Below are 20,283 nucleotides of genomic sequence, written 5' to 3'. Positions count from 1 at the left end.
TAAAAAAACGGGCCAATCGGCCCGTTTCTCATTTCTGACAACGACTTATTTGCCGCTGTCTTTTTGAATACGCTTGATAATGTTGGTGGTCGAACAACCATCTTCAAAGTTCAGCACCATCACTTCCCCGCCGTTCGCCCAGACTTCTTCGCTACCCGCGATTTGGTCCGGCTTATAATCACCGCCTTTCACCAGCAGATCTGGCAAGATCCCGGCAATCAGACGCTGTGGGGTATCTTCTTCAAAAGAAACCACCCAGTCGACGGATCCCAACGCACCCAGCACGATCATCCGCTGTTCCAGCGGGTTCACCGGACGGGTTTCCCCTTTCAGGCGCTTGGTCGATGCATCGCTGTTGACGGCGACAATCAGACGATCGCCCAGCTTACGCGCATTCGCGAGATAAGAAACATGACCCGCGTGCAGAATGTCGAACACGCCGTTGGTCATCACCACTTTCTCACCACGCTTATGCGCCGCCAGAACAGCTTGTTTCAGCTCGGCTTCGCTCATCACGCCAAAACCGGTATCCGCGCGACCGCGAACAGCATTTTCCAGCTCGATAGGTGAAACGGTAGATGTGCCAAGTTTACCGACCACAACGCCCGCCGCCGCATTCGCAAAGAAGCACGCTTCTTCCAGCGAGTTGCCAGCCGCCAGCGTCGCCGCCAGCACGCCAATCACCGTGTCACCGGCACCGGTTACGTCATACACTTCCTGCGCCTGCGTCGGCATATGCAGCGGGGCTTTGCCCGGTTGCAGCAGCGTCATGCCTTGTTCTGAACGGGTCACCAACAGCGCAGAGAGATCGTAATCCGCCATTACTTTCATGCCACGCTCAACGATTTCTGCTTCGTTTTTGCATTTGCCGGTCACGGCTTCAAACTCAGACAGGTTTGGCGTCAGCAGCGTCGCCCCGCGATAGCGCTCAAAATCCGTGCCTTTCGGGTCGATCAGCACCGGCACACCCGCTTTGCGCGCCAGTTGAATCATCTCTTGCACGCTTTCCAGCGCGCCTTTAGCGTAATCGGACAGCACCAGCGCGCCGATATGACCCAGCGCCTGTTGAATACGTTCGTGCATCGGCTGCGGATCAACGCCAGCAAAACCTTCTTCGAAATCGAGGCGGATCAACTGCTGGTTGCGTGAAAGTACACGCAGCTTAGTGATCGTCGGATGCGTCGGCACGGAGACGAAATCGCACTTAACGTTCACGTCTGCCAGCGCTTTGCTCAGCGCACGCGCGGCATCATCAATACCGGTGAGTCCGACCAGACGAGAAGTCGCGCCCAGTGACGCAATGTTCATCGCCACGTTAGCCGCGCCGCCAGGGCGTTCTTCAATGGTATCAACTTTCACCACCGGGACCGGCGCTTCCGGGGAAATGCGACTCGTTGGGCCGTACCAGTAGCGGTCCAGCATCACATCACCCACAACCATGACGCCTGCACGTTCAAATTCTGGCAGCGTTACTTTCATTCCAGACTCCTGAAATATTCATCAATTGCGCGCGATAATAGCATAATTCATGGCATAACCAGCCACTTCCGCCAGCTGGCTTTGACCTGCTCGCGTTCAGTGGTAAATGCGTCCAGCGCCACATGGCCCGGCTCTTCCTGCAGCGCAAGATGATGCAGCGCATCGCGAAGCGTGGTGTAAGCGCGGCTCAGCGTCAGTGCTTCTTGCTCATCCATGATGTCGTTTTGCGCGAGCAGTTCGAGAATGCGCACATTGTCCGACCAGCGCGTCAGCTTCGGTTTATCATGTGCAAAACGCAGCACCAGATACTGAGTGATAAACTCAATGTCGGTGATCCCGCCTTCATCAGCTTTAATATCAAAGCGATCCCGATGTTTCCCGCCAAGATGTGAGCGCATTTTCTCGCGCATCTCACGCACTTCCGTTTGCAGTTTTTCGCCTTCGCGGACAGAAATCAGAATATCCCGACGAATGGCATCGAACTGTGTTTGCAGCTGCGGGTCGCCATACACTACCCGCGCTCGCACCAACGCCTGATGCTCCCAGGTCCAGGCTTCATTGCGCTGATAATCGGCAAACGCATCCGTCGTGGTGACGAGCATTCCCGCTGCGCCAGAAGGACGTAAGCGAGCGTCCACTTCGTACAGGATGCCAGATGAGGTTCGGGTGCTGAACAGATGCATGATGCGCTGAGCAAGGCGCAGATAGAACTGGCGTCCGTCGATTTCACGTTCGCCGTCGGTCATAACATCCATCGGGCAATCGTGCAGGAACACGAGATCAAGATCAGAACTGTAGCCCAACTCCCAACCGCCTAACTTACCGTAACCAACCACTGCAAAACCGCGCCCCTCACGTTCAGCCAGATGGGACGGTTGACCGAAACGGGCTACCATTTGCACCCAGGCTTGCTGAACGACGGCGTCAATCATCGCTTCGGCCAGCCAGGTTAAGTGATCGCTCACTTTCATCACTGGCAGCGTTCCGGCGATATCCGCAGCCGCCACACGCAACGACTGTGATTGCTTAAACTGACGCAGCGCTTCGAGCTGTTGCTCTTCATCTTCTTCCGGTACACGCAGCAGATACTGACGCAGTTCGTCGCGATACGCGTCGGTGGCTGTCGGCTGATACAACGTGTTTGGATCGAGCAGTTCATCAAGCAGCAGCGGATAACGCGCCAGCTTAGTTGCGACCATCGGCGAGGCGGCACACAGGCGGATCAGATGTTTCAACGCGCCGGGGAATTCACTCAGGAGTTCAAGATAGGTGGTGCGGGTGACGATCCCGGTCAACAGCGGCATGATACGCGCCAACGGCACCGGGGCGTCTTCACGACTGCACACCTCGCTCAGCAGATGCGGCATTAACGAATCCAGCACCTGACGCCCGCGCGGTCCAATGGTGCGCCTGTCGAGTTCTTTGCGGAAATCGGCGATCAGCGCCAACACCTGATGCCTGTCGTTGTCGCTCAGATGCGCCAGCACTGGCGTGGTGTCATCTTCCTGTAATGCGTCCTGCCACAGCTCGCGCCAGTGCTCAGACAACTGCTCATCTGCTGACGTTTCTTCATCATCGCCAATCAGTTCGTTGAAGACCTGACGCACGCGAGCCATGTGTTCATCGAGCGTTTGCGTCAGCGTTTCCCAATCGGCAAAACCCATGCCCCACGCCAGACGCGCACGGTTGAGTTCATCCTGTGGCAGGGTTTGTGTCTGTTCGTCGTTGATGCTTTGCAGCAGGTTTTCCAGACGGCGCAAAAACAGATAGGCGTCATGCAGCACCTGCGCGTCGCCTTCGGGCAAAAGATGCAGCGCGTCGATGGCTTCCAGCGTCGGCAATAGCGCACGGCCTTGCAGCGATGGCTCGCGACCACCACGGATCAGTTGGAAAACCTGGACGATAAATTCGATTTCGCGAATGCCGCCCGCACCGAGTTTGATGTTGTCTTTCAGGCCGCGACGACGCACTTCACGGGCAATCATCCCTTTCATATTACGCAGCGACTGGATCACACTGAAATCAATATAACGACGGAAAACAAACGGTCGCAGCGTGGCGCGTAGTTCATTCACGTACGTACCTTCGCTGTCACCCATGATCCGCGCTTTGACCATCGCGTAACGCTCCCAGTCACGTCCTTGTTCCTGGTAGTAATCTTCCAGTGCGGCAAAGCTCAGCACCAGCGGGCCACTTTCGCCAAACGGGCGCAGGCGCATATCGACGCGGTAGACAAAACCGTCCATCGTTGGCTGATCCAGCGCTTTAATAAGCCGTTGCCCCATGCGGGTAAAGAACTGCGCATTGTCGAGTTCGCGGCGTCCACCCTGAGTCGAACCGTGTTCCGGCCAGGCAAAAATCAGGTCGATATCAGAGGAGAAATTGAGTTCACCACCGCCGAGTTTGCCCATACCTAAAATCAGCAACGGCTGCGGTTTGCCCTCGGCGTTACACGGCGTGCCCCATTCACGGCAACAGGCGTCGTAGAGCCAGTCACGCGTGGCAACAATCAGCGTTTCCGCGAGATGGCTCAACTGCTGCAAACTGCTTTCAGTGGAGATGAGCGACAGCGCTTGCGCCCACGCGATACGTACCATCACGCGGCGACGGAACAGGCGCAGTTCGCGCATCAGGCTGTTCTCATCAGTGACGCTCGCCAGTGCCTCTTGCAGCCAGGCGGCGTAATGCTGCCATTCATCGCCCTGTGGCGGGTTGTTTTCCAGCTCGCTCAGCCACTCCGGCCGGGCCGCAACGCTTTGGCTGATAAAATCGCTAAAGGTCATCGCCGCCTGCGCCTGCGGGCTGAACGAGCGGGACGGGAAATCTTCTGGCAGTCGGTCAATCACCGTCTGCCAGTGCTGCTGTAACTGCAAAGAAAACGGCGTCATGACTACCTCGTTTGACTATCGTCCGGTGACCAAAAAGGCCGTCAGCATCAGTTTGGCCTGAGCAATTTGCGGCTTAAATGCCGCTTCATTTGCGCTGGAGGCCGTGGAAATCGCGTCGCCAATTTGCGCCATTTGCTCTGCGGCCATTTCATGTTCGTTTTGCAGATTTTCCCGGATAAACGCAACGGCCTTGAGCACTTCGGCTTTCGCGGCGGTATTTCCGCGCAACCACAGCTCTTCGTGATACTGCCAGTGCGCCAGCGCCGCTTCGAGCGACGCATTGTCCTGCGCATTGAATTCGGCTTTTTTCAACGAACGTTCGACATTGCCCGCCGCCAGATGGTATCCGCGCGCCGCTTTACTGAGACTTCCCTGACGTAACACACCCGCGGAAAGCAGCTGCTCTGCAAGATCCAGAATATCTTCAACATTACCGTGAAGCAGTTCCAGTTCAAGCTCGCAAATCGGCTCCTGGTGTGCGCCAGCCTTCACATCACCCAAATCCAGCGCCAGTTCGATGCGGCTCTGATTGTGATTTACCAGCCATTTTTCGCGCCAGAAATCGGTGCTGAACAGCGGGTTCACCTGGGACGCCAGCTCTGGCGGCAGTGTTCCTTGCGGCCACACTTCGGCCGGGAGTTTCTCCAGCGCCAGCTCGGCTTTATCGAGATCGATATTGTATTCAGGGCGTTGATGTAAACCGCCAACAACCTTACCGGCGATTTTCATCGTCATTTCAAAACGACCATTGTGACCGCGAATACGCAGACCCATGTCGTGACGACGCAGCCAATTGTCGTTTGTCTCATAATAAATATTGAGCAGTTGAGCGGAGGGAATGTGCTCCGCTGAAAGAGCGTTAAGCTGCGTACGGAGGGTCTCAACGCCCTGCGGCTCAACGATGAACTTCAATTCGATTTCCTGATCCATGACTGTTTTCTTATGGTTGCGAAGCCTTGATTGAACGTTACGCCGAACTTCCGCGCAGCTTTTTTGTCAGTTAGAGTGTATTTCGCGGTACTTTGCCATGCAACGTCCTCCTGGAGGATTCTGATTGCGGCAGAATACCTGGCATCGTCAGACTGATGCCATTATTCTCGATTCACTTTATGACAATAACGATGATCACATGCCTAAATTACGCCTGATTGGATTAACTTTATTTGCGCTTAGCGCTTCTGCCATTGTTCACGCGGAAGAAACGCGTTACGTCTCCGACGAACTGAACACCTGGGTCCGCAGTGGCCCTGGCGATAACTACCGCCTTGCAGGCACCGTTTCTGCAGGTGAAGCCGTCACCCTGTTACAAACCAACGATGCAACCAAATACGCTCAGGTGCGTGACAGCAACGGGCGTACCGCGTGGATCCCGCTGAAAGAACTGACCAGCGAACCGAGTTTCAAAACGCGTGTACCGGATCTGGAAAGCCAGGTTAAAACCCTGACTGACAAACTGAACAATATTGACGGCACCTGGAATGAACGCACTGCTGATATGCAGAAAAAAGTGTCGCAGAGCGATGGCGTCATTAACGGGCTGAAAGCGGAAAACCAAAAGCTGAAAAACGAACTCATCGTAGCGCAGAAAAAGGTGAATGCCGCCAATCTGCAGCTGGATGACAAGCAGCGCACCATCATCATGCAGTGGTTTATGTATGGCGGCGGCGTGCTGGGCGTAGGTCTGATCCTGGGTCTGGTGCTTCCGCGTCTGGTGCCAAGCCGCAAGCGCAACGATCGCTGGATGAACTAACACCCGGCGGCCCGATTAGCCATCTCCTCTACACTTACGTATTATCGTCAGATAAACAGTGTGAGGAGATGAGTGGCGTGAAGACATATCTGGTCGGTGGTGCAGTTCGCGATGCGTTGTTAGGCCTACCGGTCAAAGACAAAGATTGGGTCGTAGTCGGCGCCACCCCACAGCAAATGCTCGACGCGGGCTACCAGCAGGTAGGCCGCGATTTTCCTGTTTTTCTCCATCCAAAATCCCACGAAGAATATGCCCTCGCGCGCACCGAACGGAAATCCGGTTCGGGTTACACCGGTTTTACCTGCTATGCCGCACCGGACGTCACGCTTGAACAAGATTTGCTCCGCCGTGACCTGACGGTTAACGCGCTGGCGCAAGACGATAATGGCGAAATCGTTGATCCGTTTAACGGTCAGCAAGATTTACACAATCGCCTGCTGCGCCACGTGTCCTCTGCCTTTAGCGAAGATCCGTTACGCGTATTGCGCGTGGCGCGTTTCGCCGCCCGCTACGCCCATTTGAGTTTCCGCATTGCCGATGAAACTCTGGCGTTGATGCGCGAAATGACCGCTGCCGGAGAGTTAGAGCACCTCACGCCGGAACGCGTGTGGAAAGAGACTGAAAACGCACTGAGCACCCGTAACCCGCAGGTTTTCTTCCAGACGTTGCGTGACTGCGGCGCACTGAAAGTGCTGTTCCCTGAAATCGACGCGCTGTATGGCGTGCCCGCCCCTGCCAAATGGCATCCTGAAATCGATACCGGCGTGCATACGCTGATGACCTTGTCGATGGCGGCAATGCTGACGCCTGCGCTCGATGTGCGCTTTGCCACGCTGTGCCACGATTTGGGTAAAGGATTAACACCGAAAGAATTCTGGCCACGTCACCACGGGCATGGTCCGGCAGGCGTGAAACTGGTCGAAAAGCTGAGCGCCCGTCTTCGTGTTCCCAATGAGATGCGCGACCTCGCCAAACTGGTCGCGGAATTCCACGACCTGATCCACACGCTTCCGATCCTCAAGCCGGCAACCCTGGTGAAGCTGTTTGATTCAATCGATGCATGGCGTAAACCGCAGCGCGTGGAACAATTAGCGCTAACCAGTGAAGCCGATGTCCGTGGACGCACCGGGTTTGAAGCCTGTGATTATCCGCAAGGGCGTTTGCTGCGTGAAGCGTGGGAAGTGGCGAAATCAGTACCGACGAAGCCGGTGATTGAGGCAGGATTTAAAGGGCCGGAAGTGCGGGAAGAACTGACGCGACGACGCATTGAGGCCGTCGCGCAGTGGAAAGAAAAACGCTGTCCGCAGGTTACATAAACACCGCGTAAACCGCTGCCGCCACGATGAAACGATAGATGGCGAACGGAATAAAAGTGATCCGTTTAATGATGTGCAGGAAGGTTTTGATGGCAATCAGCGCCACGATAAACGCGGTCACAAAGCCCACGGCAAACATCGGAATATCAGACGTCGTGAGGAAGCCGATGCTCTTGTAGACATCAAGAACCGTGGCTCCCATCATCATCGGCACCGCCAGCAGGAAGGAAAACTCCGCAGCCACATAGCGACTGATCCCCAGCAGCATGCCGCCTGAGATGGTCGCACCTGAGCGAGAGAAGCCCGGCCACAGCGCCAGACACTGGAAGCAACCAATCAGAAATGCCTGGCGATAGGTCATATCGTCCAGCCCTGTCGTGCGCGGCTCTTTCGGCTTTAACAGTTCCGCTGCAATCAGCAGGAAACCGCCCACCACCAGCGCGTACATCACGTTAATTGGGTTGAACAATGATTTGATGGTGTCGTGCAGCACCAGTCCCAGCACCACCGCCGGGATCATCGCCAGCAGAACATGGATCAGTGACAGACGCCCTTTTCCTTCGCCTTCATGAACCGGAGGCCGACCAAAATGAATGCCAATAAGACCAAACAGACGACGCCAGAACATCACCACCACAGCCAAAATTGACCCCAGTTGGATGACCACTTCAAACGTGTTCGCTTTATCACCTTCAAAGCCCAACAGATGGCCGACAATAATCATGTGACCGGTGCTGGATACGGGTAAAAACTCGGTCAGTCCTTCGACAATCCCGAGGATTGCCGCCACCAGCAGCGAGTGCAGATCGCTCATCAATAAACCCTTAAATAATAGAAAAAAAGAAGCTGAAAAAATGAATCCAGCTTTAAGCCCCTAAATAATTCAAGTTATAGCCGACACACCTGTAACTTGAAGTATGAAGGAGATAAGACATAGCTATCGGCGTTTCGTTTAACTCTGATGAATCTATTCTTACGCTTTCAGATTTTTGCCACGCTCAATAATCACCCCAACATTCGCCGCACGCGCTACCGCACCGGGTTTGCTGAGTTTGATCCGCACCCATGGCGAGTTAAAACGCGTCAGCAATATTTCGGCGACTTCTTCCGCCACACGCTCCACCAGCGCAAAACGTCCGCCTTCGACGTGCGCTATCACCGCGTCGCTGATGTCGGCATAGCTCAGACAATCCTCAACGTTGTCGCTGGCCGCCGATTTACGGTTGTCCCACGCCATTTCGATATCGAACACCAGCTTCTGTTCGATGGTCTGTTCCCAGTCGTAAACACCGATAGTGGTGATAACCGAAAGTTGCTCTATAAATACAATATCCATCACGCCCCGCCTGCTTTTTGTCTGTGTCGGATACCACTTCCGACAAAATATGCGTATTATCCACAGATGAAGAGAATACCGATACATTTTCAAAACGGAACAGCGTTATGAGTGCAATCGCGCCTGGCATGGTGATCCTCGCCTACCTTTGCGGCTCAATCTCCAGCGCCATTCTGGTCTGCCGCCTCGCGGGTCTGCCTGATCCACGCGACAGCGGCTCCGGCAATCCCGGCGCGACCAACGTTTTGCGCATTGGCGGCAAGGGCGCAGCCGTAGCCGTACTGATCTTCGACATTCTCAAAGGCATGTTGCCGACCTGGGGTGCCTGGGCGTTGGGGTTCACCCCGTTCTGGCTCGGCATGGTCGCCATTGCCGCCTGTCTCGGCCACATCTGGCCAGTATTCTTCGGTTTCCGTGGCGGCAAAGGTGTCGCAACGGCGTTTGGTGCGATTGCGCCTATCGGCTGGGATCTCACAGGCGTAATGGCCGGCACCTGGCTACTGACCATTCTACTGAGTGGGTATTCGTCGCTGGGTGCTATCGTCAGCGCGCTGGTCGCCCCGTTTTACGTCTGGTGGTTCATGCCACAATACACTTTCCCGGTGTCGATGCTCTCCTGCCTTATCCTGCTGCGTCATCACGACAACATTCAGCGCCTGTGGCGTCATCAGGAAACCAAAATCTGGGCTCGTCTGAAGAGAAATAAAAAACATCAGGAACCGCAGGACTAGTTCTGCCGTCGCCGCCGTTCGTGCGGCGACATCAATAATTACATTTTTTTAACATCATAAGCCTTTCCTATGACCGCGAAGCCTGCCCAGTGATCCATACTCATTAGCGTCTGATTAATCACGCAATTGCAGGGGTGCCACAGTGTCTGGCGCAGAACGCGAGAGTGAAAAAACGGGCTGGCGCGCCTCGCTTGCTCTGCAGTTTCGCCACACGCCGGAAAAAACGGTGCTGGCCTCCGCTCGCCATTCCGGTCCGTTAACCGTCCAACGCCCCTTTTATCCCGAAGGCGACACCTGCCATCTCTATTTGCTTCATCCTCCTGGCGGTATCGTTGGCGGTGATGAGCTGGATATCCGTGTCACGCTTGAAGCCGAAAGCCATGCGCTGATTACCATGCCTGGTGCCAGTAAGTTTTATCGCAGTCACGGCCCACAGGCGCGACTTAGCCAGCGCTTCGACCTGGCGAAAAACACGGTGCTCGAATGGCTGCCGCAGGACACTATTTTCTTTCCCGGAGCCCGAGCCACGCTTCACAACGTTTTCCATTTGCAAGAAGGCGCTCGCCTACTCGCCTGGGACTTGTTTTGCCTGGGTCGTCCGGTGATGGGCGAAACCTTTAGCCACGGCGAAATATCCAGTCGTCTGGAAATCTGGAAAAACGACCAGCCACTGCTGATTGAGCGTCTGCACCTCACCGATGGCGATCTGAGCGCTATTGCGGAACAGCCGTGGATTGGTAGCCTGGTGTTTTACCCTGCCGATGAAACCATGCTGGATGACGTGCGCGAAAAGCTCACACCGCTTGAAACATACGCCGGGGCGACGTTGACCGAGGGGCTGCTGATGGTCCGTTTTTTGTCGTCCGATAATCTGATTTGCCAGCGCGCAATGCGTGAGATCTGGCAGACGCTGCGCCCGCAATTGTTGAACAAATCCCCCACGTTCCCCCGAATCTGGCTGACCTGAGAGAATGCTATGGAACTGACGCCCAGAGAAAAAGACAAGCTGCTGTTATTCACCGCCGCCCTCGTGGCAGAGCGCCGCCTCGCCCGTGGCGTGAAACTGAATTATCCCGAGTCTGTGGCGTTGATCAGCGCGTTCATCATGGAAGGCGCGCGTGACGGCAAAAGCGTGGCCTCGCTGATGGAAGACGGTCGTCACGTGCTGACCCGCGATCAAGTGATGGAAGGCGTACCAGAAATGATCCCCGACATTCAGGTGGAAGCCACCTTCCCGGACGGATCTAAACTCGTCACCGTCCATAACCCGATACTCTGAGGCCACCACGATGATCCCCGGCGAATATAAGATTCAGAGCGGCAACATTGCCCTTAACGCGGGCCGCGAAACACGAAAAACGATCGTCGAAAACCACGGCGATCGGCCGATCCAGGTGGGTTCGCATTATCATTTCTACGAAGTAAACCCGGCGCTGAAATTCGACAGAGAGCCGTGCAAAGGCTTTCGTCTGAACATTGCAGCAGGCACCGCCGTACGCTTCGAACCCGGACAAAAGCGCGAAGTGGAGCTGGTCGCCGTGGCTGGCGATAAACGCATTTACGGTTTTCGCGGCGATGTGATGGGTGAACTGGAGACGAAGCCATGACTGATATTTCCCGCCAGGCTTATGCCGACATGTTCGGCCCGACTACCGGCGACAAAGTGCGACTCGCCGACACGGATCTGTGGATTGAAGTCGAAAACGATTTCACTACTTACGGCGAAGAGGTCAAATTCGGCGGAGGCAAAGTGATCCGCGACGGCATGGGCCAGGGCCAGATGCTGAGCGATGACTGCGTGGATCTGGTGCTGACCAACGCGCTAATCATCGATCACTGGGGGATCGTTAAAGCGGATATCGGCGTGAAGGACGGCAGGATCTTCGCCGTCGGTAAAGCCGGCAACCCGGACATTCAGCCTGATGTGACGATCCCGATTGGCGTCGGTACGGAAGTGATCGCCGCTGAAGGTAAGATCGTCACCGCGGGCGGCGTCGACACGCACATTCACTGGATCTGCCCGCAACAAGCGGAAGAAGCGTTAGTGTCTGGCGTCACCACGATGATCGGCGGCGGGACTGGCCCTGCGGCTGGGACTAACGCCACCACCTGCACACCGGGGCCGTGGTACATCAGCCGAATGCTGCAAGCCATCGACAGCCTGCCGGTCAATATCGGCCTGCTCGGCAAAGGCAACGGCTCAAATCCGGACACGCTGCGCGAGCAAGTTGTCGCAGGCGTAATCGGCCTGAAAATTCACGAGGATTGGGGTGCAACGCCTGCCGCCATCGACTGCTCACTGACGGTCGCCGAAGAGATGGACATTCAGGTGGCGCTGCACAGCGACACGCTCAACGAATCCGGTTTTGTCGAAGACACGCTGGCGGCAATTGGCGATCGCACCATCCACACGTTCCACACCGAAGGCGCGGGCGGCGGCCATGCGCCGGACATCATCACCGCCTGTGCGTACCCAAACATTCTGCCATCGTCCACTAATCCGACGCTACCCTACACCGTCAACACCATCGACGAACATCTCGACATGCTGATGGTTTGCCATCATCTGTCGCCCGATATCGCCGAAGACGTGGCGTTTGCCGAATCGCGCATTCGCCGGGAAACCATCGCAGCCGAAGACGTGTTGCATGACATCGGCGCGTTTTCGCTGACGTCATCGGATTCACAGGCAATGGGCCGTGTGGGCGAAGTGATTCTACGCACCTGGCAAGTGGCGCATCGCATGAAGGTACAGCGTGGCGCGCTGGAGGAAGAACAAGGCGATAACGACAATTTCCGCGTGAAGCGCTACATCGCTAAATACACCATCAACCCGGCGCTGACGCACGGCATTGCGCATGAAGTTGGCTCCATTGAAGCGGCAAAAATGGCGGACCTGGTGCTGTGGTCACCGGCCTTTTTTGGCGTAAAACCTGCCGCTATCATTAAAGGGGGGATGATTGCCATGGCCCCGATGGGCGACATCAACGCCTCCATTCCTACGCCGCAGCCGGTGCACTACCGTCCGATGTTTGGCTCACTCGGCGCGGCTCGTCATCATTGCCGTTTAACGTTTCTTTCGCAGGCGGCACTCGATAATAACGTGCCACAGCAGTTGGGATTAAAGAGCCAAATCGCCGTCGCGAAAGGCTGCCGGACAGTGAAAAAAGCCGACATGATCCACAACAGCCTGCAACCCAATATCACCGTCGACGCCCAGACTTATGAAGTGAAAGTCGATGGCAAACTGATCACCAGCGAACCGGCTGAAATTCTGCCGATGGCACAACGCTATTTTCTGTTTTAAGGAGCCACGATGCTGTACCTGACTCAGCGCGTCGACCACGCGCACTCTCTGACTGCCAGCGTCACACTGTCGATTGACGTACGGGTAAAAAGCCGCGCCAAAGTGACGCTCAGCGACGGGCGCGAAGCCGGACTGATGCTGCCTCGCGGCCTGCTACTGCGTGGGGGCGACATTCTGTGCAGCGAAGACGGCAGCGAATTTATCGAAGTGATTGCCGCCGATGAAGGGGTGTCTGTCGTTCGCTGCGCCGATCCGTTCCAGCTCGCTAAAGCCTGTTACCACCTCGGCAACCGCCACGTGCCGCTGCAAATCATGCCCGGCGAACTGCGCTTCCATCACGATCACGTCCTCGACGACATGCTGCGTCAGTTCGGACTGGAGGTGACCTTTGCGCATTTGCCTTTCGAACCGGAGGCCGGGGCATATACCAGCGAAGCGCAAGGGCATCACCACTCGCATTCACATTCGCACAGCCACTGATGACCGACATCACGCAACGTCTGCGGCTATTACAGCTGGCGAGCAGCAACCTGCCGGTCGGTGGCTACAGCTGGTCGCAGGGCCTGGAATGGGCCGTCGAAGCGGGCTGGATAAAAGACACCGCCGCCTTTGCGCATTGGCAAACGCAGCAGATGGAACAGAGTTTTTTTCATGTCGATTTGCCGCTGTTTGCACGGTTGTATTACGCGTGGCAACAGAACGACGGTGAAGCGGCACAACGCTGGACCGCATGGCTATTAGCCTGCCGTGAAACACGTGAACTGCGCGAAGAAGAACGTAACCGTGGGCAGGCATTTACGCGACTGCTGTACGACTGGCAGCCGGATTGCCCTTCCGACTACCGCGCGCTGTTTAATCAGAGTCAACTGTGCGGTATGGCGTGGCTTGGCGTGCGCTGGCAAATCGAATTGAAAGAACTGGCACTGACGCTCGGCTATTCATGGATCGAAAGTGCCGTAATGGCGGGCGTGAAACTGGTGCCGTTTGGCCAGCAGGCGGCGCAAAAAATGATTATGACGCTGTGCGAACACTACGCCACAGGCGTTGAGCGGGGGCTGAATTGCCCCGACGAACATATCGGTTCCGCAACGCCGCTGGCGGCTATTGCCTCAGCCCGTCACGAAACCCAATATTCCCGGATTTTCCGTTCCTGAGGAGAAAGTATGGCAAGTTACAAACATCCGCTGCGCGTCGGCGTCGGCGGCCCGGTCGGTTCCGGTAAAACCGCCCTGCTGGAAGCCCTGTGCAAGGCAATGCGTGATTCTTACCATTTGGCGGTGGTCACCAACGATATCTACACCAAAGAAGATCAGCGCATTTTGACCGAAGCTGGCGCGCTCGAGCCGGAACGCATTGTCGGCGTCGAAACAGGCGGCTGCCCGCATACCGCTATTCGCGAAGATGCGTCGATGAATCTGGCGGCAGTGGAAGCATTAAGCGAGAAATTCGGCAATCTGGATCTGATCTTCGTCGAAAGTGGCGGTGATAACCTCAGTGCGACGTTCAGCCCGGAACTGGCAGACCTGACGATTTACGTCATTGACGTTGCCGAAGGGGAAAAGATCCCACGCAAAGGCGGGCCGGGGATCACCAAATCTGATTTTCTGGTGATCAACAAAACCGATCTCGCGCCGTACGTTGGGGCATCGCTGGAAGTGATGGAACGGGATACCAACCGCATGCGCGGCGAGCGCCCGTGGACGTTTACCAACCTGAAAGCGGGTGACGGACTGGCGACGATTATTGCGTTTCTGGAAGATAAGGGAATGCTGAAGGGGTAATGCATGCTGCCCGGTGGCGCTTCGCTTACCGTGCCTACAAAAGCGTAGGCCAGTGCAAACGAAGTGCCGCCCGGCAAATTTACGCGGCGGGTAATTCCGCCAGAGGCCAGCGCGGACGCACGGTGACGCCGAGATCTGCTGTGGCGCCGGTTTTTAAACGCACCATACCGGCGTACGCGATCATCGCGCCGTTATCGGTGCAAAACTCCGGACGCGCATAAAACACTTCGCCATTACGCTTGTGCATCATCTCTGCCAGTTTTGCGCGCAGCGTACGATTCGCACTCACGCCGCCCGCCATCACCAGACGTTTAAAGCCAGTTTGATCCAACGCGCGACGGCATTTAATCATCAGTGTATCGACCACCGCATCTTCAAATGCGCGAGCAATATCGGCACGCGTTTGATCATCGTTATCATTAGAACGAATGGTGTTCGCCGCGAACGTTTTCAGACCGGAGAAACTGAAATCCAGGCCAGGGCGATCGGTCATTGGACGCGGGAACACAAAGCGCCCTTCCGTGCCTTGTGCCGCCATTTTCGACAGCATTGGGCCGCCAGGATAATCGAGCCCCAACAGTTTCGCGGTTTTATCGAAGGCTTCGCCTGCCGCATCGTCAATGGATTCGCCGAGCAGTGCATACTCACCAATGCCGGTCACGCTTATTAATTGCGTATGACCGCCGGAAACCAGCAGCGCGACAAACGGGTATTCAGGCGGGTTATCTTCCAGCATCGGTGCCAGCAGATGCCCTTCCATATGATGAACCGGGATTGCCGGAACGTTCCAGGCAAACGCCAATGCACGCCCAACGGTCGCGCCAACTAATAACGCTCCCACCAAACCAGGACCCGCCGTATAGGCCACCGCATCAATGTCTTTTGGCGTCAGATTCGCTTCTTTCAGCGCCGCCTGAATCAGCGGCACCGTTTTACGCACGTGGTCGCGGGAGGCCAGTTCCGGCACCACGCCGCCGTAGTCAGCGTGCAGTTTCACCTGACTATACAATTGGTTGGCTAGCAGCCCTTGCACATCGTCATAAATGGCAATGCCAGTTTCATCGCAGGATGTTTCAATTCCCAGTACACGCATGGTTCGTTTTTACCTCTTTTCAATACCGCGCAGTGTAGGGCGAATGCGGGTCGATGTATACCCTGAGGGGTGAGTTCGTGTATACTCGTCCCCCTTACAAAAGTCCCGTTCAAAAACGGCATTGGTGCTTTACAAAGCAGCGGTAGTTGCAGTAAAATTCCGCACCATTTTGAAATAAGCTGGCGTTGATGCCAGCGGCAAACCGAATTTATCAAAGGTGAGAGTTACATGCCGGTAATTAAAGTACGTGAAAACGAGCCGTTCGACGTAGCACTGCGTCGCTTCAAGCGTTCCTGTGAAAAAGCGGGTGTTCTGGCGGAAGTTCGTCGTCGTGAGTTTTATGAAAAACCAACGACTGAACGTAAGCGCGCTAAAGCTTCTGCTGTGAAACGTCACGCGAAGAAACTGGCTCGCGAAAACGCACGCCGCACTCGTCTGTACTAATCTGTTGAGAGCGCACGCTCTCAATCCAGACTGAGTTCAAGCTGTAAAGGCCGTGCTTCCGAAAGGAATGCGCGGCTTATTTTCGTTTATACATTCGCATTCGCGATATCATTCAAATTGTATCAAGACGGCAAGTTAGCGGGTCCCCTGAGCATTCTTTAGGGCAACAAAGCGCCGCTGCCAACGTGAAGACAATATGAAGGATGACGCGTCTGAAATTGCGGGGCTTATGGCTGGACGTATCCCACGTGTCTTCATTAATGACCTGTTGGCGAGAACCGATATCGTCGATCTTATCGACGCGCGGGTTAAGCTGAAAAAACAGGGCAAAAATTTTCACGCGTGTTGTCCCTTCCATAACGAAAAAACGCCTTCGTTCACCGTCAATGGTGAGAAACAGTTTTACCACTGCTTCGGCTGTGGTGCGCACGGAAACGCCGTCGACTTTCTGATGAACTACGACAAGCTCGAGTTCGTGGAAACCGTCGAAGAACTGGCGGCCATGCATAACCTCGAAGTGCCGTACGAAGCAGGTTCCGGCCCGACCCAGATAGAACGCCATCAGCGGCAAAGTCTCTATCAGTTAATGGAAGGCCTGAGCACGTTTTATCAGCAATCCTTGAATCATTCTACCGCCGAACCTGCGCGTCAGTATCTGACAAAGCGCGGTTTAAGCAGCGAAGTCATCGCGCGATTTGCGATTGGCTATGCGCCGCCAGGCTGGGATAACGTCTTAAAACGTTTCGGCAATAACCGTGAAGATAAGCAGTCGCTCACCGACGCGGGAATGCTGGTAACGAACGATCAAGGGCGCAGTTACGATCGTTTTCGTGAGCGGGTGATGTTCCCGATCCGCGATAAACGTGGCCGGGTCATTGGGTTTGGTGGTCGTGTGTTGGGCGATGCCCTGCCGAAATACTTAAACTCCCCGGAAACCGATATTTTCCATAAGGGCCGCCAGCTGTATGGCCTTTATGAAGCGCAGCAAACCGAAGCTGAACCGCAGCGCCTGTTAGTGGTCGAAGGCTATATGGATGTGGTTGCTCTGGCGCAATACGACATTAACTATGCCGTTGCGTCGTTGGGCACCTCCACCACTGCCGATCATATTCAGCTGTTGTTCAGGGCGACGAAACACGTCATCTGCTGTTACGACGGAGACCGTGCAGGTCGTGATGCCGCATGGCGCGCGCTGGAAACGGCGCTGCCGTATATGACTGACGGTCGCCAGTTACGCTTTATGTTTCTGCCTGATGGCGAAGACCCGGATACGCTGGTGCGTAAAGAGGGTAAGGCGGCGTTCGAAGCGCGGATGGAGCAGGCTCAGCCGCTCTCCACGTTTTTGTTTAACAGCCTGATGCCGCAGGTAGATTTGAGTACCCCGGACGGACGTGCGCAGCTCAGTACGCTGGCGCTGCCGCTGATAACACAAGTGCCGGGTGAAACACTGCGCATTTATTTGCGTCAGGAGTTGGGTAAAAAACTGGGGATTCTGGAAGATGCCCAGCTTGAGCGTTTAATGCCGAAACAGGCAGAAAGTGGCACTGTTCGCCCCGCTCCCCAGCTAAAACGCACGACCATGCGTATACTGATAGGATTACTGGTGCAGAACCCTGAGCTTGCTGCTCTGGTGCCACCATTAACCGGGCTTGATCCGAAAAAGCTGCCCGGACTTGGCTTATTTTCTGAACTGGTCAACACTTGTTTGTCACAGCCAGGACTCACCACCGGCCAACTGCTGGAACAGTATCGCGACACAAATGAAGTCGCTACCCTTGAAAAACTGTCGATGTGGGACGATATAGCAGATAAGGAAATCGCTGAGAAAACGTTCACCGACTCGTTAAACCATATGTTTGATTCACTGCTCGTCCTGCGGCAAGAAGAGTTGATAGCTCGAGACCGCACACATGGGTTAAGCAGTGAAGAACGCCGGGAGCTCTGGACATTAAACCAGGAACTGGCAAAAAAATGAATTCAACGGCTTAAGTGCCGAATATCAATCGGGACGATCCCGAAGGCCGCACCGAGGCGCAGCGGCAATAATATAAGCAGGCCCTCGCTTTAAAAGTCGGTAACTAGTTATCGCCGACCGACACCAATCAATGAATTAAGTGTGGATACCGTCTTATGGAGCAAAACCCGCAGTCACAGCTTAAACTTCTTGTTACCAAGGGCAAGGAGCAAGGCTATCTGACCTATGCCGAGGTCAATGACCATCTGCCGGAAGATATCGTCGATTCCGACCAGATCGAAGACATCATCCAAATGATCAATGACATGGGCATTCAGGTGATGGAAGAAGCGCCGGATGCCGATGATCTCCTGCTGGCTGAAAACTCGAACAATACCGACGAAGATGCGGAAGAAGCTGCCGCACAGGTATTGTCCAGCGTAGAATCCGAAATCGGACGTACAACCGATCCGGTCCGTATGTACATGCGCGAAATGGGTACCGTTGAACTGCTGACCCGTGAAGGCGAAATCGACATCGCCAAGCGTATCGAAGACGGCATCAACCAGGTCCAGTGCTCCGTTGCAGAATACCCGGAAGCGATCACTTATCTGCTTGAGCAGTACGATCGCGTTGAAGCCGCAGAAGCTCGTCTTTCCGACCTCATCACCGGCTTCGTCGATCCAAACGCTGAAGAAGACGTGGCGCCAACCGCGACCCACGTCGGCTCAGAGCTCTCTCAGGAAGAGCGGGATGACGACGAAGAAGAGGAAGAGGAAGAAGAAGAGGAAGAAGACGACAACAGCATCGATCCTGAGCTGGCGCGTGAAAAATTCGGCGAACTGCGCACCCAGTACGAACTGGCGCGTGACACCATCAAAGCCAAAGGCCGTAGCCATGCTGCGTCCAAGGAAGAGATCCAGAAACTGTCTGATGTATTCAAACAGTTCCGCCTGGTGCCAAAACAGTTCGATTATCTGGTCAACAGCATGCGTACCATGATGGAACGCGTTCGTATTCAAGAACGTATCATCATGAAGCTGTGCGTTGAACAGTGCAAAATGCCGAAGAAAAACTTCATCACCCTGTTCACCGGCAACGAAACCAGCGAAACCTGGTTCAACGCAGCCGTCGCAATGAACAAGCCGTGGTCTGAAAAACTGAACGACGTGAAAGACGACGTTCAGCGCGGCCTGCAGAAACTGCAACAGATCGAAGAAGAAACCGGCCTGACCATTGAGCAAGTCAAAGACATTAACCGTCGTATGTCCATCGGTGAAGCGAAAGCCCGCCGTGCGAAGAAAGAGATGGTAGAAGCGAACTTACGTCTGGTTATTTCTATCGCCAAGAAATACACCAACCGTGGTCTGCAATTCCTTGACCTGATTCAGGAAGGTAATATCGGCCTGATGAAAGCCGTTGATAAGTTTGAATATCGCCGTGGTTATAAGTTCTCGACTTATGCAACCTGGTGGATCCGTCAGGCTATCACCCGCTCCATCGCCGACCAGGCGCGTACCATCCGTATCCCGGTGCATATGATTGAGACCATCAACAAACTCAACCGTATCTCCCGTCAGATGCTGCAAGAGATGGGCCGTGAGCCAACGCCGGAAGAACTGGCTGAACGTATGCTGATGCCGGAAGACAAAATCCGTAAAGTGCTGAAAATTGCCAAAGAGCCTATCTCCATGGAAACGCCAATCGGCGACGATGAAGATTCGCATCTGGGTGATTTCATCGAGGATACCACCCTCGAGCTGCCGCTGGATTCTGCGACCACGGAAAGCCTGCGCGCGGCAACGCACGACGTGCTGGCGGGTCTGACTGCTCGTGAAGCGAAAGTTCTGCGTATGCGTTTCGGTATCGACATGAATACCGACCACACGCTGGAAGAAGTGGGTAAACAGTTCGACGTTACCCGCGAACGTATCCGTCAGATCGAAGCGAAGGCACTGCGCAAACTGCGCCACCCAAGCCGCTCTGAAGTCCTGCGTAGCTTCCTCGACGATTAATCGTCACGCTGTTAGCTAGACCATCAAAAAAAAAGACCGTACTCAGGAGTAATGCCGATCAGTTAAGGATCGGTTGATCGATCCAGTGGCTGTGTAAGAATCCGGAAATGCTCCCTCGTTTCCGGATTTTTTTATGCACATTGGACAGGCTCTCAATCTCGTTTCCCGATACGACTCTCTGCGTAACCC

At 55.0% G+C, this 20,283-nt stretch carries 18 protein-coding genes and 1 pseudogene; 13 read left to right on the top strand and 6 right to left on the bottom strand.

Features of this window, described 5'->3' with window-relative positions:
• Positions 1–45: 45 nt before the first annotated feature.
• The 3 genes and pseudogenes from hldE to VH187_RS06740 form a co-directional block, all read right to left on the bottom strand.
• Positions 46–1,479 (bottom strand): bifunctional D-glycero-beta-D-manno-heptose-7-phosphate kinase/D-glycero-beta-D-manno-heptose 1-phosphate adenylyltransferase HldE, encoded by a 1,434-nt coding sequence (gene hldE / locus VH187_RS06750; RefSeq protein ID WP_329700710.1) that lies wholly within the window; start codon positions 1,477–1,479, stop codon positions 46–48.
• Positions 1,480–1,526: 47 nt separating this feature from the next.
• A complete protein-coding gene (glnE, locus tag VH187_RS06745) occupies positions 1,527–4,367 on the bottom strand; it encodes a bifunctional [glutamate--ammonia ligase]-adenylyl-L-tyrosine phosphorylase/[glutamate--ammonia-ligase] adenylyltransferase (protein WP_329700709.1) in 2,841 nt (946 codons plus the stop codon).
• Positions 4,368–4,394: 27 nt separating this feature from the next.
• A pseudogene (locus VH187_RS06740) lies at positions 4,395–5,297 on the bottom strand (CYTH domain-containing protein); the annotation flags it as partial.
• Positions 5,298–5,496: 199 nt separating this feature from the next.
• Between VH187_RS06740 and VH187_RS06735 the strand changes: the two are divergent.
• Positions 5,497–6,117, top strand: coding sequence for a TIGR04211 family SH3 domain-containing protein (locus VH187_RS06735; protein ID WP_329700726.1), 621 nt, complete (start codon positions 5,497–5,499; stop codon positions 6,115–6,117).
• Between the two features lie 77 nt (positions 6,118–6,194).
• Entirely contained in the window at positions 6,195–7,433 is a 1,239-nt protein-coding gene (locus VH187_RS06730; RefSeq protein WP_329700708.1) for a multifunctional CCA addition/repair protein, read from the top strand.
• On the opposite strand, the gene bacA is transcribed toward VH187_RS06730, so the two are convergent.
• Both bacA and folB read right to left on the bottom strand, forming a co-directional pair.
• On the bottom strand, positions 7,426–8,247 hold the full coding sequence (gene bacA / locus VH187_RS06725; RefSeq protein WP_329700707.1) for an undecaprenyl-diphosphate phosphatase: 822 nt from the start codon (positions 8,245–8,247) through the stop codon (positions 7,426–7,428). The genes VH187_RS06730 and bacA overlap by 8 nt on opposite strands.
• A 159-nt stretch (positions 8,248–8,406) precedes the next feature.
• Positions 8,407–8,769: a bifunctional dihydroneopterin aldolase/7,8-dihydroneopterin epimerase gene (gene folB, locus VH187_RS06720; protein ID WP_329700706.1), complete on the bottom strand. Its 363-nt coding sequence runs from the start codon at positions 8,767–8,769 to the stop codon at positions 8,407–8,409.
• Positions 8,770–8,876: 107 nt separating this feature from the next.
• On the opposite strand from folB, the gene plsY reads away from it, so the two are divergent.
• The 8 genes from plsY to ureG all read left to right on the top strand — a co-directional run bounded on the left by plsY (position 8,877) and on the right by ureG (position 14,588).
• Positions 8,877–9,500 carry a glycerol-3-phosphate 1-O-acyltransferase PlsY gene (plsY, locus tag VH187_RS06715; protein WP_329700705.1) on the top strand — a complete coding sequence of 208 codons (624 nt, stop codon included), beginning with the start codon at positions 8,877–8,879 and terminating at the stop codon, positions 9,498–9,500.
• 142 nt (positions 9,501–9,642) lie between these two features.
• Entirely contained in the window at positions 9,643–10,467 is an 825-nt protein-coding gene (locus VH187_RS06710) for an urease accessory protein UreD (RefSeq protein ID WP_329700704.1), read from the top strand.
• A gap of 9 nt (positions 10,468–10,476) precedes the next feature.
• Positions 10,477–10,779 carry an urease subunit gamma gene (locus tag VH187_RS06705; protein ID WP_097162189.1) on the top strand — a complete coding sequence of 101 codons (303 nt, stop codon included), beginning with the start codon at positions 10,477–10,479 and terminating at the stop codon, positions 10,777–10,779.
• A gap of 10 nt (positions 10,780–10,789) precedes the next feature.
• Complete coding sequence (locus VH187_RS06700) at positions 10,790–11,107, top strand: urease subunit beta (protein WP_329700703.1); 318 nt, start codon at positions 10,790–10,792, stop codon at positions 11,105–11,107.
• Positions 11,104–12,807 (top strand): urease subunit alpha, encoded by a 1,704-nt coding sequence (gene ureC / locus VH187_RS06695; RefSeq protein ID WP_329700702.1) that lies wholly within the window; start codon positions 11,104–11,106, stop codon positions 12,805–12,807. The genes VH187_RS06700 and ureC overlap by 4 nt, the downstream gene beginning before the upstream one ends.
• A 9-nt stretch (positions 12,808–12,816) precedes the next feature.
• Positions 12,817–13,287: an urease accessory protein UreE gene (gene ureE / locus VH187_RS06690; RefSeq protein WP_329700701.1), complete on the top strand. Its 471-nt coding sequence runs from the start codon at positions 12,817–12,819 to the stop codon at positions 13,285–13,287.
• Positions 13,287–13,961 carry an urease accessory protein UreF gene (locus VH187_RS06685; RefSeq protein WP_329700700.1) on the top strand — a complete coding sequence of 225 codons (675 nt, stop codon included), beginning with the start codon at positions 13,287–13,289 and terminating at the stop codon, positions 13,959–13,961. The genes ureE and VH187_RS06685 overlap by 1 nt, the downstream gene beginning before the upstream one ends.
• Before the next feature lie 9 nt (positions 13,962–13,970).
• Positions 13,971–14,588 carry an urease accessory protein UreG gene (gene ureG, locus VH187_RS06680; protein WP_329700699.1) on the top strand — a complete coding sequence of 206 codons (618 nt, stop codon included), beginning with the start codon at positions 13,971–13,973 and terminating at the stop codon, positions 14,586–14,588.
• Between the two features lie 79 nt (positions 14,589–14,667).
• Here ureG and tsaD read toward each other — a convergent pair whose 3' ends face one another.
• Entirely contained in the window at positions 14,668–15,681 is a 1,014-nt protein-coding gene (gene tsaD, locus VH187_RS06675) for a tRNA (adenosine(37)-N6)-threonylcarbamoyltransferase complex transferase subunit TsaD (RefSeq protein ID WP_329700698.1), read from the bottom strand.
• 228 nt (positions 15,682–15,909) lie between these two features.
• Between tsaD and rpsU the strand changes: the two genes are divergently transcribed.
• The 3 genes from rpsU to rpoD all read left to right on the top strand — a co-directional run bounded on the left by rpsU (position 15,910) and on the right by rpoD (position 20,094).
• The gene (rpsU, locus tag VH187_RS06670) at positions 15,910–16,125 is read left to right on the top strand and encodes a 30S ribosomal protein S21 (RefSeq protein WP_001144069.1); all 216 of its coding nucleotides are present in this window, start codon (positions 15,910–15,912) and stop codon (positions 16,123–16,125) included.
• 229 nt (positions 16,126–16,354) lie between these two features.
• Positions 16,355–18,100 (top strand): DNA primase, encoded by a 1,746-nt coding sequence (dnaG, locus tag VH187_RS06665; RefSeq protein WP_329700697.1) that lies wholly within the window; start codon positions 16,355–16,357, stop codon positions 18,098–18,100.
• A 155-nt stretch (positions 18,101–18,255) separates the two neighbouring features.
• Entirely contained in the window at positions 18,256–20,094 is a 1,839-nt protein-coding gene (rpoD, locus tag VH187_RS06660; protein WP_329700696.1) for an RNA polymerase sigma factor RpoD, read from the top strand.
• The last annotated feature ends 189 nt before the right edge of the window (positions 20,095–20,283 follow it).

The organism is Scandinavium sp., assembly GCF_036271055.1.
Lineage (GTDB): Bacteria > Pseudomonadota > Gammaproteobacteria > Enterobacterales > Enterobacteriaceae > Scandinavium.
This window is presented reverse-complemented; position numbering and strand designations above follow the sequence as displayed.

Coding starts and splice junctions, on each gene's coding strand:
- hldE (WP_329700710.1), bottom strand. CDS start 1,479: ATGAAAGTAACGCTGCCAGAATTTGAACGTGCAGGCGTCATGGTTGTG.
- glnE (WP_329700709.1), bottom strand. CDS start 4,367: ATGACGCCGTTTTCTTTGCAGTTACAGCAGCACTGGCAGACGGTGATT.
- VH187_RS06735 (WP_329700726.1), top strand. CDS start 5,497: ATGCCTAAATTACGCCTGATTGGATTAACTTTATTTGCGCTTAGCGCT.
- bacA (WP_329700707.1), bottom strand. CDS start 8,247: ATGAGCGATCTGCACTCGCTGCTGGTGGCGGCAATCCTCGGGATTGTC.
- folB (WP_329700706.1), bottom strand. CDS start 8,769: ATGGATATTGTATTTATAGAGCAACTTTCGGTTATCACCACTATCGGT.
- plsY (WP_329700705.1), top strand. CDS start 8,877: ATGAGTGCAATCGCGCCTGGCATGGTGATCCTCGCCTACCTTTGCGGC.
- VH187_RS06705 (WP_097162189.1), top strand. CDS start 10,477: ATGGAACTGACGCCCAGAGAAAAAGACAAGCTGCTGTTATTCACCGCC.
- VH187_RS06700 (WP_329700703.1), top strand. CDS start 10,790: ATGATCCCCGGCGAATATAAGATTCAGAGCGGCAACATTGCCCTTAAC.
- ureC (WP_329700702.1), top strand. CDS start 11,104: ATGACTGATATTTCCCGCCAGGCTTATGCCGACATGTTCGGCCCGACT.
- ureE (WP_329700701.1), top strand. CDS start 12,817: ATGCTGTACCTGACTCAGCGCGTCGACCACGCGCACTCTCTGACTGCC.
- VH187_RS06685 (WP_329700700.1), top strand. CDS start 13,287: ATGACCGACATCACGCAACGTCTGCGGCTATTACAGCTGGCGAGCAGC.
- ureG (WP_329700699.1), top strand. CDS start 13,971: ATGGCAAGTTACAAACATCCGCTGCGCGTCGGCGTCGGCGGCCCGGTC.
- tsaD (WP_329700698.1), bottom strand. CDS start 15,681: ATGCGTGTACTGGGAATTGAAACATCCTGCGATGAAACTGGCATTGCC.
- rpsU (WP_001144069.1), top strand. CDS start 15,910: ATGCCGGTAATTAAAGTACGTGAAAACGAGCCGTTCGACGTAGCACTG.
- dnaG (WP_329700697.1), top strand. CDS start 16,355: ATGGCTGGACGTATCCCACGTGTCTTCATTAATGACCTGTTGGCGAGA.
- rpoD (WP_329700696.1), top strand. CDS start 18,256: ATGGAGCAAAACCCGCAGTCACAGCTTAAACTTCTTGTTACCAAGGGC.